At 69.8% G+C, this 14606-nt stretch carries 15 protein-coding genes; 5 read left to right on the top strand and 10 right to left on the bottom strand.

Annotated features, from left to right (window positions below; genetic code table 11):
- Window positions 1-124 precede the first annotated feature (124 nt).
- Window positions 125-457 carry a hypothetical protein gene (locus QNI14_RS04090; protein WP_283715041.1) on the top strand — a complete coding sequence of 111 codons (333 nt, stop codon included), beginning with the start codon at window positions 125-127 and terminating at the stop codon, window positions 455-457.
- Between the two features lie 16 nt (window positions 458-473).
- Here the strand turns inward: QNI14_RS04090 and QNI14_RS04085 are convergent, their stop codons facing one another.
- Genes QNI14_RS04085 through smc form a run of 3 tightly spaced genes read right to left on the bottom strand, consistent with a single transcriptional unit; the run spans window position 474 to window position 5434 of the window.
- Entirely contained in the window at window positions 474-974 is a 501-nt protein-coding gene (locus QNI14_RS04085) for a DUF2004 domain-containing protein (RefSeq protein ID WP_283715040.1), read from the bottom strand.
- Window positions 975-1020: 46 nt separating this feature from the next.
- Window positions 1021-1893, bottom strand: a complete 873-nt coding sequence (gene ftsY, locus QNI14_RS04080; protein ID WP_283715039.1) for a signal recognition particle-docking protein FtsY — start codon at window positions 1891-1893, stop codon at window positions 1021-1023.
- 43 nt (window positions 1894-1936) lie between these two features.
- On the bottom strand, window positions 1937-5434 hold the full coding sequence (smc, locus tag QNI14_RS04075; RefSeq protein ID WP_283715038.1) for a chromosome segregation protein SMC: 3498 nt from the start codon (window positions 5432-5434) through the stop codon (window positions 1937-1939).
- Between the two features lie 439 nt (window positions 5435-5873).
- On the opposite strand from smc, the gene QNI14_RS04070 reads away from it, so the two are divergent.
- Window positions 5874-6131: a hypothetical protein gene (locus QNI14_RS04070; protein WP_283715037.1), complete on the top strand. Its 258-nt coding sequence runs from the start codon at window positions 5874-5876 to the stop codon at window positions 6129-6131.
- A 59-nt stretch (window positions 6132-6190) separates the two neighbouring features.
- A complete protein-coding gene (locus QNI14_RS04065; protein ID WP_283715036.1) occupies window positions 6191-7273 on the top strand; it encodes a GNAT family N-acetyltransferase in 1083 nt (360 codons plus the stop codon).
- Window positions 7274-7392: 119 nt separating this feature from the next.
- On the opposite strand, the gene mutM is transcribed toward QNI14_RS04065, so the two are convergent.
- The 6 genes from mutM to QNI14_RS04035 are packed head-to-tail and all read right to left on the bottom strand — an operon-like array spanning window position 7393 to window position 12506.
- Window positions 7393-8286 carry a bifunctional DNA-formamidopyrimidine glycosylase/DNA-(apurinic or apyrimidinic site) lyase gene (mutM, locus tag QNI14_RS04060; RefSeq protein ID WP_283715035.1) on the bottom strand — a complete coding sequence of 298 codons (894 nt, stop codon included), beginning with the start codon at window positions 8284-8286 and terminating at the stop codon, window positions 7393-7395.
- Window positions 8287-8292: 6 nt separating this feature from the next.
- Window positions 8293-8982 (bottom strand): ribonuclease III, encoded by a 690-nt coding sequence (gene rnc / locus QNI14_RS04055; protein WP_283715033.1) that lies wholly within the window; start codon window positions 8980-8982, stop codon window positions 8293-8295.
- Between the two features lie 10 nt (window positions 8983-8992).
- Window positions 8993-9202: a 50S ribosomal protein L32 gene (gene rpmF, locus QNI14_RS04050; RefSeq protein WP_018188062.1), complete on the bottom strand. Its 210-nt coding sequence runs from the start codon at window positions 9200-9202 to the stop codon at window positions 8993-8995.
- Window positions 9203-9204: 2 nt separating this feature from the next.
- Window positions 9205-9762, bottom strand: a complete 558-nt coding sequence (locus tag QNI14_RS04045; protein ID WP_283715177.1) for a YceD family protein — start codon at window positions 9760-9762, stop codon at window positions 9205-9207.
- A 44-nt stretch (window positions 9763-9806) separates the two neighbouring features.
- Window positions 9807-10304 carry a pantetheine-phosphate adenylyltransferase gene (gene coaD, locus QNI14_RS04040; RefSeq protein ID WP_283715032.1) on the bottom strand — a complete coding sequence of 166 codons (498 nt, stop codon included), beginning with the start codon at window positions 10302-10304 and terminating at the stop codon, window positions 9807-9809.
- A gap of 48 nt (window positions 10305-10352) precedes the next feature.
- Window positions 10353-12506: an ATP-dependent DNA helicase RecG gene (locus tag QNI14_RS04035; RefSeq protein ID WP_283715031.1), complete on the bottom strand. Its 2154-nt coding sequence runs from the start codon at window positions 12504-12506 to the stop codon at window positions 10353-10355.
- Window positions 12507-12556: 50 nt separating this feature from the next.
- Between QNI14_RS04035 and rsmD the strand changes: the two genes are divergently transcribed.
- Window positions 12557-13114, top strand: a complete 558-nt coding sequence (gene rsmD, locus QNI14_RS04030) for a 16S rRNA (guanine(966)-N(2))-methyltransferase RsmD (RefSeq protein ID WP_283715030.1) — start codon at window positions 12557-12559, stop codon at window positions 13112-13114.
- Between the two features lie 6 nt (window positions 13115-13120).
- On the opposite strand, the gene thiL is transcribed toward rsmD, so the two are convergent.
- Window positions 13121-14089, bottom strand: a complete 969-nt coding sequence (gene thiL, locus QNI14_RS04025; protein ID WP_283715029.1) for a thiamine-phosphate kinase — start codon at window positions 14087-14089, stop codon at window positions 13121-13123.
- Between the two features lie 22 nt (window positions 14090-14111).
- Between thiL and QNI14_RS04020 the strand changes: the two genes are divergently transcribed.
- Window positions 14112-14603 carry a DUF3515 family protein gene (locus tag QNI14_RS04020; RefSeq protein ID WP_283715027.1) on the top strand — a complete coding sequence of 164 codons (492 nt, stop codon included), beginning with the start codon at window positions 14112-14114 and terminating at the stop codon, window positions 14601-14603.
- Window positions 14604-14606 lie beyond the last annotated feature (3 nt).

The following is a 14606-nucleotide window of genomic DNA, read 5'->3' as shown; positions in this document are numbered from 1 at the left end:
CACAGCGGCGTCCGCCCGCAGCCCCTCCACAACGGGCGGCGTGCGAGGTCGCGCGGCATCCGCTCGTCCCTACCGTCGTGTCGTCGGCGCCGCATCCGCGCGTCGGCACGACGAAAGGACGCCCATGCTCATGCGCACACGCACACGCACACTCGGACTCGGACTGGCCGCCGTCTTCCTGGCCTCGGCTATCGCGATCCCCGTGGCGGCGAACGCCACCGAAGCAGCCCCGCCGCCCGACACGGTGATCGCGGTCACCGGGGACGCCGCGAACGGCTTCTCGATCGAGTACGCCGACGGGTCGTCGATCCACCCGCCCACGGATTCCGAAGCCATGGCCGAGTGCGGCGAGTATGACACCCGGATCGACCGCGTTCGATGCCGCGTCGAGGTGCGCACCTGGTACCGGGAGCTGGCCGTCTTGCAGCAGGCGCTCGACTGGGCGAACGCGAACTGAGCGGATGCCGGTGCGGTCAGTCGGCGCTGGTCACCGACTGCACCGCGCCGGCGACGTCGAGGTTCACGAGCAGCACATCGTCGGTGGAATCGGGGTCGAGCGCATACTCGAGCACCGCGAACGGATCCTTCCCGTCGTGCTCGTCGGCGAGGATCGTCATGCTCATCAGCTGCAGGGAACGGATGACATCCATGTGCACGTCGCCCGAAACGTCGACGAGGAGGTCGTCGAGGTCTTCACCGAGCAGCTCCTGCTGCTGCAAGATGTACTCCGTCACCTCACTGGTCCGGTCATCGAGCTCGGACACCATCGCATTGCGGGCACGCAGATCGATCGCCTCGAGGCCCGAGATCATCGCGGCCGCCACGTCGAGGGCGTCGATCGAGACGTCGTCTTGGTCGGGCGCGGTGAGGTCGACCGTCACGCGCTGATCACCGAAGTCCACCGCTTCGGACCAGAAGATCGACCCGTCCGGACCGGACTCCAGCAGGCCGAAGTAGTCGTGCTCGATCGCCATGGCTCCATGAAACCAGCCTTGGTGCCGCGGCGCGAGCGCCGCACCGTCAATCGACGAGAGCGGAGGCGAACACGTGCGGGGTAAAACCGGTCAGATCGCCGATCCCCTCCCCCTGCCCGAGCAGCTTGACGGGGATGCCGGTGCGCTCCTGCACCGCGAGCACGAAGCCACCTCGCGCTGAGCCGTCGAGCTTCGTGAGCACGAGCCCCGTGACCCCGGCATGCTCGAGGAACGCCTCGGCCTGCATGACGCCGTTCTGGCCCGTCGTCGCGTCGAGCACGAGGAGCACCTCGCTGATCGGCGCCCGCTTCTCGATCACCCGACGGATCTTGGTGAGCTCATCCATGAGCCCGCCCTTGGTGTGCAATCGACCCGCGGTGTCGACCAGGACGATCTCAGTGCCGGTGCGGATCGCGTGCTCGATGGTCTGATACGCGACCGACGCAGGGTCCTGACCCTCGTGCTGGGGGCGAACGATCGCAGCGCCGCCGCGCTCGGCCCAGGTGGCGAGCTGGTCGACCGCAGCCGCGCGGAAGGTGTCCGCCGCGCCCACGACGACCGAACGCTGGAACCGCCGCAGGTATGCGGCGAACTTCCCGATCGTGGTCGTCTTCCCGACGCCGTTCACGCCGACGACGAGGACAACCGCGGGACGTTCGCTCAGGTGGAGCGTGCTGTCGAACTTCGCGAAGTGCTCCTCGAGCGTCTCCCGGAGCATCCGCTGGAGGTCCTTCGGGTCGGTCGTGCGGTACCGCTCGACCTTCGCGCGCAGCTCGTCGACGATGCGCTCCGAGATGTCGGGACCGAAGTCGGCCGTGATCAGCGCGGTCTCGAGGTCATCCCACGTCGTCTCATCGATCGTCGGCTTCACGAACATGCCGCGCAGCGCGCGACCGAGGGACCAGGGACTCTCCGCCATGGTTCCAGGCTAGTTGACCGGCGCCGGCGATCCCCGCCGGTCCCTACGCGGTTGCGCGCTCTCGGACGCGCTGACCGACGACGGCCGAGACGCCGTCCTGGCGCATGGACACGCCGTACAGCGCGTCGGCGATCTCCATGGTGCGCTTCTGGTGCGTGATGACGATGAGCTGCGACGACTCGCGAAGCTGCTCGAATACGCCGAGGAGGCGCCCGAGGTTCGCATCGTCGAGCGCCGCCTCCACCTCGTCGAGGATGTAGAACGGGCTGGGCCGCGCCTTGAAGATCGCCGTGAGCAGTGCGACGGCCGCAAGTGATCGCTCACCGCCGGACAGGAGAGACAGCCGTTCGATCTTCTTGCCGACCGGGCGCACCGAAACCTCGATGCCGGTCGTGAGTGGGCTGTCGGGATCGGTCAGCGAGATGCTGCCCGTCCCCCCTGGGAACAGGATCGGGAACACTTCGCCGAAGGCGACCCGCGTGTCCTCGAACGCGGCGAGGAAGATCGACTGCATCCGCTCATCGAGTTCTTCGATGATCGTGAGCAGGTCCGTCCGCGTCTGCACGAGGTCGTCGAGTTGTTCGGTCAGGAACGCGTGCCGCTGCTCGAGCGCGGCATATTCCTCGAGGGCGAGCGGATTCACCCGTCCGAGCTGCCCCAGCTTGCGCTCGGCATCCTGCAGACGTCGCCGCTGCGCCGCGCGGTCATACTGCTCGGCCTGAGCATCGCCGTCCCCTGGAATCGGCACGTCCGGGCCGTATTCCTCCAGAAGAATATCTTCGCTCAGCGCGAGCTCGGAGCCGACGCGGTCGAGCAGGCTCGTGACGTGCAATCGCTTCTCGTGGATCTGCAACTCGAGGCTGTGCACCGACTCCGTGAGCCCGGCCATCCGGCGACGGACGTCGGCGTCGCGCGTGCGCAGTGCCGTCAGTTCGGCAGTGACCTCGGTGCGGGTCTGCTCCGCGCGCTCGAGCTCGACGCGAGCCTTCGCGACCGAGCGATCGACCGAGTCCAGCACCGCCGGAAGCTGCCCTGCGACTTCAGCCGCCACGGCGCGCTGCGCTCGACGGATCACCGCACGCCGAGCCGCCTCCTCGGCAGCCTCCCGTTCGCGCTCACGCTGACGCTCGAGCTGCGTGACCCGCGCTTCCGCCGCACGCACCCGCTCACGCAAGGTCTCGACGCCGAGTCGCGTGTCCATCTCCGCCGTGCGCGCAGCCTCGAGCGCATCGAGCAGTCCGTCCCGGGCCGATGCATCGAGGATCGGACGGGGTACTTCGGCCGCGGCATCCAACGCATCGGCACGAGTACGCGCGGCGCTCTCCGCTTCGACGGCAGCCGCCTCGGCCTGCCGCAGCCCCGACTCGAGCCGGTCGCACTCCGCGATCGCAGCCTCGTGGCGGACGGTCGCGCGGTTCACCTGCTCGGTATGTGCGGCGAGCTCCGAGTCGTGGGCGCGGAGCGCGTCGAGCGCTTCGCGCGTCCGACGTCGCGCGGCATCCCACTCGCCCTGCGCATCGACGAGCGCTTCACGCAGTGAATCGACGACGACCGCGACCTCTGCGAGTCGCACCGCAGCCGCGTCGCGTTCGGCCGCAAGCTCCAGCCGGGAACGTGACTGGCCCGAGCCGGCGCGGATCGTGGTCGATGTGACGACCTCCCCGCCCCGGGTCACGACCGTGACGGCGACGCCGTCGGATGCCGCCCGCCGAGCCGCCTCATGCGCGGTCGGGAGATCGTCGGCGATGCCGACGCGGCCGAGAATCGCGAGCACACCGCTGGGCGCTTCGACGACGCTGGCGGCAGCGACGAGCCCAGTCACCGCGAGTGGTTCGACGACGTCCCCGTGCACGAGTGCGACGTCCAACGCGCCGAGGTCATCGCGACGTGCCGAGGCGACGGCGGCGAAGCCTGTCTCGATGTCGTCGACGAGCACGCCCTCCGCGAGCGCGCCGAGTGCGGCCGAGACGGCCGCTTCGTAACCGCTTGTGACCTTGACGGCATCGCCGACCAAGCCGCGGACGCCCGACTCGCCGCGGGCGACGATGGCTGCTGCGGCATTGCGGATGTCGAGTGCGCGACCCAGCGCAGCGGTCTCGGCGACGAGCGATTCCCGCTCTCGCTCGGCGGCGTGCAGTCGATCGCGGATGCCGCCGACTGCGGCCTCCGCTTCGGCAGCCTCGCGTTGCGTACGCTCGTAGGCCGCCGTATGCGCGGCGGTCGTGTCGACCGGCGCGTCGCCGACGGGTGCGACCTCGGCGAGAGCCGCTTCAGCCTCCGCTCGACGCTCCCGTGCCGCATCGAGGGCGCGTTGCTGCCGGTCGACAGCCGCCCGGAGCGCCTCCGCCTTCGATGCAGCGGAATCGGCGGCACCTCGAAGTGCGGCGAGTCGCATGTCGTGTTCGGACACGAGCGCACTCTGCGCCGCGATGTCGGCGTCGAGCGCGTCGAGTTCGGCACGGGCACGGATGACATCGCGCGCCGCAGCGGCCGCGGCATCCTGTGCATCGCCAAATCCCGCGGAGATCTCATCGATCTCGGCGCGCGCCTCATCGATCATGTGCTGGCCCACCGTGGCCTGGACGACCGCGTCGGCGTCGTCTTCGAGCAGCGACAACCGCTGTGCCGCGAGCGACGCGAGCCCGCGAAGCCGCTCCTGCACCTGGGACAGCGAGTAGGTGGTGGCGCGAGCACGGTCCACCGCCTCCGAGCGTTGATCGGCTTCGAGTGCCGTGATCCGCTGCGCGATCTGGTCGGCCTGGTCCTGCAGAACGAGGCGTTCGGCGTGCCGCTCCTGCTCGCCCTGCGCGTGGGCGGCGAGCTCGCGGCGGAGCGTCGCCAACTCATCGGCGAACAGTCGGGCCTTCGCGTCGCGGACGACGGCCGCGATCGTCGCGGCTTCCCGAGCGATCTCGGCTTGCTTCCCGAGGGGCTTCAACTGGCGTCGCAGCTCGCCCGCGAGATCGCTCAAGCGCGTGAGGTTCGCGTTCATCGCGTCGAGCTTGCGGAGCGTCTTCTCCTTGCGACGGCGGTGCTTGAGGATCCCGGCGGCCTCTTCGATGAACCCGCGACGGTCCTCGGGCGTGGCCTGCAGGACGGTGTCCAGGCGCCCCTGTCCGACGATGACGTGCATCTCGCGGCCGAGGCCGGAGTCGCTCAGGAGCTCCTGCACGTCGAGAAGACGACAGGTTTCGCCGTTGATCGCGTACTCGCTCGCGCCGTTGCGGAAAAGCGTCCGACTGATCGTGACCTCGGTGTAATCGATCGGGAGTGCACCGTCGCTGTTGTCGATCGTGAGCTGCACCTCGGCGCGCCCCAGCGGCCCGCGGGTCGAGGTGCCCGCGAAGATGACGTCTTCCATCTTGCCGCCGCGGAGCGTCTTGGCGCCCTGCTCCCCCATCACCCACGCGAGTGCGTCGACGACGTTGGATTTCCCGGAGCCGTTCGGCCCGACGATGCAGGTCACGCCGGGTTCCAGCACGAACGACGTGGGTTGCGCGAACGACTTGAAGCCCTTGAGCGTCAGGCTCTTCAAGTGCATGCGGTTCTGCCTCCGGCTCGGTTCTCGGTCAACGGTAGCGGACGAGTTCCGACCGAGACTTGACGGCGCGCGGAATGCGGGTCTAGTCTCAGTGCTCGCGTCAGAAGTCTGAGAAAGGAGGTTCCCGACATGATGACCGACATCACCACCACCGACCGGGCATTCACCGCTCTGCGTCCTGGAGCGGGAACCGTCTCCTTCGGCGCCGCGGCGAACACCCGCGCGTAACGCGCCGCTGTTCCCGACGATCCACCTGGACGGTCTCGTCCACGTGTGACGCCACGCCCCGAGTCGCTTCACTCGACTCGACCGGCGATCCGAGTGGCCCACCTCCCGTGGGCCGGATCCCCGTCGCCTGACCGCGACCCCCCTCGTGCTGCGGCACGATCCTCGCCGCACCCTCGCGGCATCCATCACCCCATCCGAATCGAGCACGCTCATGTCAACGATCCACGCGCCGCAGCGCATCTCGGCGGTTCCCGCCGCGCTGCAGCATCCCGACCTGGCGGACCGCACGGTCCGCCCGAACCTCATCGACCGCGTCGCGATCAAAGTCGCCGTCCGGCTGCTCCTGTGGAGCACCCGGCCCGGCCCTACCCGCGACGCACTCCGCGCAGTGCGCGGAGCGGATGCCGCGCGCTCGCGACGCGAACGCGCCGCGGCCCGCGCATTCCACACTTCCGCACCGCTCCGGTGACCCCCTCCCGGGGCCACGGCTCTCCCGCCGTGGCCCCGGCACACGAAAGCAGCACTCGCATGCACACCCCCATCGACTTCACCGTCCACCCATTGGTCATCCCCGCGCGCCTCGAAGACGACGACGCAGCGGACTTCATCGAGCTGACCGAGGTTCGCAACCGCATCTACCGCGAGATCGCCGGCAACGACGACGAGACGCTGACGCCGGCGCAGCTCCTGCCGCACTATGCACCGAACTCCGACGAGATCCGCGTCGTCCACGTGGTTCGCGTCGGCGGTGAGATCGTCGGTCGCGTCGGCGTCGACATCCCGCTCGAGCCCGGCTCGAAGGTGGCGTACTGGCTCATCGAGCTCCTCGGAGCCGTGCAGGGTCGCGGCCTCGGGCGTGCCCTCTACCCTTTGGTCGAGGAGACGGCGCGCGCCCACCGGCGCACGGTCCTGGAGTCCTGGGCCGAGCATCCGGAAGCCTCGGGGCCGACCCTCGCTGCTCCTACCGGTTTCGGCGAGATCCCCCGCGACCGCGCAGCGAGGTTCTACCTCGACCTCGGGTACACGCTCGAGCAGGTCGAGCGGAAGAGCACTCTCGAGATCGAGCCCGCGCTCTCGCACGTCGCGACGCTCCTCGACGCTGCGCGGACGCGCTCGACCGGCTACCGCGTCGAGCAGTGGACGCTGCCGACGCCGCCGGAGCACGCCGCCGGCTACGCATGGGCGAAGTCGCGGATGTCGACCGACGTGCCGACGGCAGCGCTCGAGATCGACGAGGAGACCTGGGACGTGGAGCGACTTGCACGCCACGACGCGCGCTTCACCGACGCCGGCCAGACGGTGCTGGTGACGGTCGCGATCCACGAGGAGAGCGGCGACGTCGTGGCCTTCAACGAACTCGTGAGCGGCGTGGACGAAACGGCGACGACGCACCAGATGGACACGCTCGTCCTGAAGGAGCACCGGGGACACAAGCTCGGCCAGCTCGTGAAGTGCGCCGGGATCCTCCGCTGGCATGAGATCGCGCCGCGCTCGGGTCGCATCCTGACGTTCAACGCCGAGGAGAACCGTCCGATGCTCGACATCAACGAGGAGATCGGTTTCGTCCCGCGCGCCTACATCGGCGCGTGGAAGAAGACGCTCGACGCCTGACCGCGTCGGGTCGACGCGCACGGATGCAATGGATGCCGCGCGGCACACCGCCGCGTGGCATCCATCCCCGGCGTGTCACGGACGATCCATTGCGTTCGTGCCGCGCCGGGGCGCTGGGGTCAGCGTCGGCGCTGGCAGCGCGGGCAGAAGTGGCTCGAGCGATTCGTGAAGCTCACTCGCACGATCGGGGTGCCACAGCGGTGGCACGGTGCGCCGGTGCGGCCGTACGCGTTGAGGGAGTGGGCGAAGTAGCCGGCCTGACCGTTGACGTTCACGTACTGGGCGTCGAAACTCGTCCCGCCCTCGGCGAGGGCCTTGTGCAGGACCGCACGGACTTCGACGAGGAGGCGCGTCACGGTGCGCGTCGCCAACGACCCCGCGACCGTCTCGGGGTGCACGCGAGCGCCCCACAGAGACTCGTCGGCGTAGATGTTGCCGATACCGCTCACCACGGTCTGGTCGAGCAGGACGCGCTTGACCGCGGACCTCGAGCGCCCGAGCGCCGCGCGGAACGCGCCCTCATCGAATGCGGCATCCAAGGGATCCCGAGCGATGTGCGCGACCTGCGACGGAACGAACGGTCGATCGCTCCCCCAGCCACCGGCGGCAGCGTCCGGCGTGGGCAGCAGGTCGTCGACGGCGAGCGACCCGAACGTGCGCTGGTCGGCGAAGACGACGGCCAGATCGCCGTGCAGCGGATGACGGATGTCGAACCGGACCCGTTCGTGACGCTCCGCCGGGGCACCGGAAGCACGGAGCAGCATCTGCCCGCTCATCCCGAGGTGTCCGACGATCGCCCGCGCGGAGTCCTCCAGCGGAAGCCACAGGAACTTTCCCCGCCTGACGACCGCCGAGACGCTGCGGCCGGTCAACGCTGTCGCGAAGGATGCAGCGGATCCGGGATGCCGCGTGAGCGCACGCTCATCGGCGACCGTGACCGCCTCGATCCGGGCGCCTGCGAACGCGGGTGCGAGGCCCGCTCGGACGACCTCGACTTCGGGGAGCTCAGGCACCAGCGCTCACGCGCGTGCCGAGAGCTCGCGCCAGACGGCGAGGGCGCCTGCCATCTCGGCCTGCTTCTTGCTCGAACCGACGCCTTCGCGGGCGATGTCGCCGACTGCGACGGTCGCGGTGAACACACGGTGGTGATCGGGTCCGGCGGCAGCGACGGTGTACGCCGGCGGCGGGAGCTCCATCCGCGCCGCAAGCTCCTGCAGGCTCGTCTTCGGATCCATCGCCGCGCCGTATCGCTCAGGGTCGGCCATCAGCGGTTCGACGAGACGGAGGACCAGCGCCGTCGCCGCATCCGGTCCCGCGGAGAGATAGGTCGCCCCGATCAGTGCTTCGGTCGTGTCGGCGAGGATCGAGTCCTTGTCGCGTCCACCGGTCTGGTCCTCGCCGCGGCCGAGGCGAAGATACGGACCGAGGTCGATGCCGCGCGCCACCTCAGCGAGCGCGATCGTCGACACGACGCTGGCCCGGCGCTTCGCCAGTGACCCTTCGTCGAGATCGGGGTGCCGTCGGAACAGGTGGACGGTGACCGCCTGGCCGAGAATCGAGTCGCCGAGGAACTCGAGCCGCTCGTTGTGGGCGATTCCACCGTTCTCGTAGGCGAAGGAACGATGCGTCAGGGCAAGCGACAGAAGCTCGGGGTCGATATCGACCCCGAGCTTGTCGGTGAGTGCCGAAGCACCGGTGGCGTCAGTCACGACGCGCCGATCAGATGTCGGCGACCTTGCGGCCCTTGTACTCGAGGAACAGCTCCGTGCCCTGCGAGTCGGTGACGACCTTCGCCTGGTGCGGACGGCTGTAGACGACCTTGCCGTTCTCGATGGTCTTGACGAGCGTGGGGGCCTCGGCCTTCCACTGCGCGCGACGCGAACGAGTGTTGGAGCGGGAGACCTTCCGCTTCGGGGGGTTACCTGCCATGGTCAGCTCTTCTCTGTGTTATCGGCGGCGGGGCGCGCTGCCTCGTCGTCGTGGTCTGGGGTGTGGGCCGTCAAGGCGGCCAGCGCATTCCAGCGCGGGTCGATCTCCGTCTCCGGCACAGCGTTTTCGGTCAGCTTCTCGCCCGTTCTCGGGTCGAGGCCCGGGCAGTCCGGCTGACACACCGGCTGGAACGGAAGCGACAGGACGATCGCATCCCTGACCAGAGTTTCAAGATCCACGTGGTCGTCTTGAACCTGGAAGTCAGTCGCTTCGTCACCAGAATACCCGAAGAGCTCCTGAAACTCGACTTGGAGGGGGCGTGTCACGTCGGTGAGGCAGCGGCTGCACACACCCTCGTAGGCGGTGTCGACCTCCGCGGAGACGAGGATCCCCTCGTGGACCGACTCCAACCGGACGCCCACTTCGATGTCGTGGTCGGCCGCGACGTACACGAGGCCTTCACCCCAGCGCTCGGGGGCGGGGACGACGAGATCGAACTCCCGCATCTCGCCGGGCTTCCGGATGAGGTCGCGGACGGGGAGGACGAACGGACCGCTCACATGCTTTCTCACCACACCACCATGGTACGCGGCGCGTGCGACGGTCAGGCCGAGCGATTCCCGGTGTCGAGGAAACGTGCGACCGCAGGCGGGACGAACGGCGACACGTCTCCGCCCAGTGACGCGACCTGCCGGACGAGGGAGCTGGAGACCAGCGCGTGTGCCGGATCAGGGAGGAGGAACACGGTCTCGACGTGCGCGAGATGGCGGTTCACGATCGCCATCGGCGTCTCGTACGCGACGTCGACCTGCGAACGGATCCCCTTCACGAGCACGCCGGCGCCGACATCGGTGGCGTAGTCGACCAGGAGCCCCATGCTCCACGCAGCGACCACGACGTCGCCGTCGATGTCGCTTTCGGCGATCGACTGCTCGAGCAGCGAGAGCCGCTGCGCGATCGGGAGCATCGCCTCTTTGCCCGGGTTGTGGACCACCAGCACGTGGAGCTGGTCGTAGAGCCCCGCCGCCCGACGGATCACGTCCAGGTGACCGAGCGTCGGCGGGTCGAAGGACCCGGGGACGACTGCGATGCGATTGCTCATGCGCCGAGCCTAATCGCGGCGCCCCCATTCGCGGCGAGGGGCTTCCGCTCAGTTCTTGGCGAGTGCCGCGCGCTCGGCGCTGCTCACCCGTGCCGAGATGGATGCCGCGAGCCCCGGGTGCTGCTTCAGCGTCGGGTCACGCTCCAGCACACGCTCGGCCTCGGCGCGGGCGATCGCGATGAGGTCGGCGTCCGCGACGACGCGGAGGAGCCGTAGTGACGATCGCACGCCGGATTGCGCATCCCCGAGGACGTCGCCCTCGCCGCGGAGGTCGAGATCGATCTCAGCGAGCTCGAAGCCGTCCGAGGTGGCCGCGACCGCTTCGACTCGCGTGCGGGCGGGTGTGTAGGGGTCGGCCTCAGTGACGAGCAGGCACAATCCGGGCACGCTGCCTCTGCCGACGCGACCGCGGAGCTGGTGCAGCTGCGAGACACCGAACCGGTCGGCCTCGAGGATGACCATCGTGGACGCGTTCGGCACGTCGACACCGACCTCAACCACCGTGGTGGCGACGAGCACGTCGATCTCGCCGCGCGCGAATGCCTGCATCACGGCATCCTTCTGCTCACCGGGCATCTTGCCGTGGAGGATCTCGACGCGGATGCCGGCGTAGTCGGGGTGGGACGCCAGGAGCTCGGCCGCCTGCACGACCCCCCATCGCGTGCGTCCCTCCCCCGCCTCCGCGTCTTCGGCGGGTGCCTCTTCACCCGCGGGCTTCGACGCGTCGATCGCGGGACAGACCACGAACGCCTGGTGGCCCTTCGCGACTTCCTCGGCGACGCGGGCCCAGACGCGCGCGAACCACGCGGGCTTCTCCCCCACCGGTGCGACGAAGCTCTCGATGCCGGGCCTGCCTGCGGGCAACGTGCGGATCGTCGAGACGTCGAGGTCGCCGAAGACGGTCATCGCAACGGTGCGCGGGATGGGCGTCGCCGTGAGCACCAGGACGTGCGGCGACGTGCCCTTCGCGCGGAGCGTCTCGCGCTGCTCGACGCCGAAGCGGTGCTGCTCGTCGACGACGACGAGACCGAGATCGGAGAACGTCGTCGATTCGCTCAGCAGCGCGTGGGTACCGACGACGATCAGTGCCTGCCCGGCGGCTGCTCGCAGCGCGGCCTTCCGTCGCTGGGCTGCAGGGAGCTGGCCGGTGAGGAGCGTCGGCATGAGCTCAGGTGCCAGCTGCGGTCCGAGCATGCGGGTGATCGAGCGGAGGTGCTGCGCGGCGAGCACCTCGGTCGGGGCGATGAGCGCGGACTGGCCACCGCTGGCTGCGACCTGCAGCATCGCGCGGAGCGCGACCAGCGTCTTGCCCGAGCCGACCTCACCCTGCACGAGCCGGTTCATGGGCCACGCGCCGACGAGGTCCGCCGCGATGCGGTCGCCGACCGTGTGCTGGTCGGGCGTCCGCTCGAACGGCAGCGCCGCGTCGAACGCCTCGAGCTGCCGGCCCGCGGGACGCGGGACCGCCGCCATCATGCGGACGAACTGCCGCTGCTGCAGCAGCGCCGCCTGCAGCACGAACGCCTCGTGCATCCGGAGAGTCCGCTGCGCGGGCGCCACCTGATCGGGGAAGTCCGGCGCGTGCACCCGGACCAGCGCCGTACGGGCGTCGAGGAGCTCCTGCTCCTGTCGGAACGCCTCCGGGAGCGGATCGGGAACGGGGCCGAGGTGACGGAGCACCTGATCGACGGCGCGCTTGACCATCCAGCTCGGGAAGGTGCTCGTGGCGGGGTAGATCGGGATCGGCATGTTGCGCCACGCCTCGGCGTTCATGCGCGCCGATGCCTCGTCGTCGAACAGGTCGTAGTCGGGGTGCGCCAGTTGCAGGGTGCCGCGATACTCCCCCACCTTGCCCGAGAAGACGCCCTGCCGACCGGGTTGCAGATCCTTCAGCCGCCACGCCTGACCGAAGAAGGTCAACGACATCGTGCCCGCGCCGTCCGAGATCACGACCTCGAGGAGTTCGCCGCGACGGCCTCGCATCTGCCGCGAGCTCGCCGAACGCACTTCGGCGACGATCGTGACCATCTCACCGACCGGAAGCGAGTCGATGGGCGTGAGCTGCCCGCGGCTGGCGTAGCGCCGGGGGTAGTGCCCGAGCAGCTCTCCGACCGTCTGCACCGAGAACGCACGCTGGAGCGACTTCGCGACCTTCTCACCGACGGCCTCGACGAGGAGGGTGTCGAAGGTGAACTGCGGCATGCCCCGAGTCTACGAGCGACCACCGACGCGGACGCCGGTATCGTGGCGGGGTGACGAGGATCATCGCGGGAGCCGCCGGATCGCTGACCCTCGGGGTCCCCGACGCAGGCACCCGGCCGACGAGCGAACGGGTACGCGAGTCCCTGTTCGGCGCGCTGGACGCCGCGGATGCCGTCTCGGATGCCGCGGTCCTCGACCTCTACGCCGGCTCCGGCGCGCTCGGGCTCGAGGCGGTCAGCCGCGGCGCGGCATCCGCTGATCTCGTGGAACGCGCGCCGAAGGCGGCCAAGGTCGCGGAACAGAACGCGCGCGCAGTGGGTCGGAGCGTGCCGCAGGCCGCCCTCCGCGTGCACCGAGCCGCCGCCGATGCGTTCCTCCGCCAAGGCGCCACGCGCTGGGATCTCGTCTTCATCGATCCGCCGTACGACCTCAGCGACGATGAACTCACCGCGACGCTCACGCTCTTGACGCCTCGACTGACCCCGGACGCGCTGGTCGTGCTCGAGCGCTCGAGCCGGTCGCCCGAACCATCACTCCCCGCCGGACTCGTCGTGGAACGCTCGAAGCGGTACGGCGACACGACGCTGTGGTGGGTCGGGGCCGGCTGAACGCGGTCAGCCTCGCGCCGCGTCCCAATCGCGGTACGGATCCCAGCCGCCGCGTCCGGTCGGGACGACGCCACCGACGGTGACGGACGCGCTCGCCCGCGGGCGCACAGCACCGATCACACGGAAGCCGGCCGGCACGTCCGCGGCGGCGAACGTGGCCAGCAGTGCGTGGTCCTCGCCACCGGTGAGCGCGTCAGCGTCGAGCCTCGACGACAGCTCGAGGGTCACTCCCGAGGCATCCGCCATACGGGTCGCGTCGAGCACGAGCCCGTCCGAGACATCCATCATCGCCGTCGCTCCCGCCGCGGCTGCGATCGGCCCGAGCGAGATCGGCGGCGCCGGGCGAAGCTGGGCGGCGAGGTCAGCGCGCTCACCGGCCGAGAGTGTGTCCAGGTCGACGGGCACCGGTGTCCCTGTCGCGTCACGGAAACGCCCGAACAGGATCTGCAGCCCGCGGGACGCAGCCCCGAGCGCCCCCGCCACGGCGACGACGTCGCCGGGGCGAGCGCCGGAACGGCGGACGGGCTCGCCCTCGAGGACGCCGAGCGCGGTCACCGCGACCGTGAGCGTGTCCGAAACGGTGAGGTCGCCGCCCTCGATCGCGCAGCCGGGCGCCAGTTCATCGCAGGCGGCGCGGAGTCCGCCGGCGAGATCCTCGACGAACGAGACCGGCATCGATTCCGGCACCGCGAGCGCCACGAGGAGCGCAGTGGGCCGAGCGCCCATCGCCGCGACGTCGGCGAGGTTCACCGCGGCTGCCTTGAAGCCGAGGTCGGTGCCGCTGGACCACGCCAGGCGGAAATCGGGCCCGTGGACCAGGGTGTCGGTCGTGGCGACAACACGCTCTCCCGGCGTCCGGAGCACCGCGGCGTCGTCCCCGGGGCCGACGATCGCGGCCGACGAGCCCTCCAGCACCGCGAAGATCCGACGCAGGAGCGTGCCTTCGTCGACGTCACCCACGCGCTGCTCGCTCACGCTCCCACGGTAGCCTGGAGCGATGCCCCGCCAGCGCGCCGCCCTCGTTCCACTTCTGCTGGTGCTCGGCGCAGCGCTTCTGTCGGGATGCACCTCGACCGTCGCGCTGGAGCCCGCAGACGATGCCGGCGACCCGCGCTGCGCCGACGTCATGGTGCGCCTCCCCGACGTCCTCGAGGGTGAGGACCGCCGCTGGACCGACGCGCAGTCGACCGCCGCGTGGGGCGACCCGTCCGCGATCATCTTCGCTTGCGGCGTGACACCGTCGGGGCCGAGCACGCTCCCCTGCCAAACGGTCGAAGGCGTCGACTGGATCGTGGACGATTCCGAAGCGCCGCTGTACCGGATCACCACCTACGGCCGGGTGCCCGCGATCGAGATCCTCGTGGACTACGACACGGTGTCGTCCAGCGAAGCGGTCAGAACGGTCAGCGCACTCATCACGGACGACTTCGACGTCGAGTCGCAGTGCACGACCCTCGAAGATGCCACGCCGGTTCCGGACGCGCCGTGACCC

Origin of the sequence: Microbacterium dauci, from assembly GCF_030065535.1 — a bacterium.
In the GTDB taxonomy this organism is placed as follows: Bacteria; Actinomycetota; Actinomycetes; order Actinomycetales; family Microbacteriaceae; genus Microbacterium; species Microbacterium dauci.
This window is presented reverse-complemented; position numbering and strand designations above follow the sequence as displayed.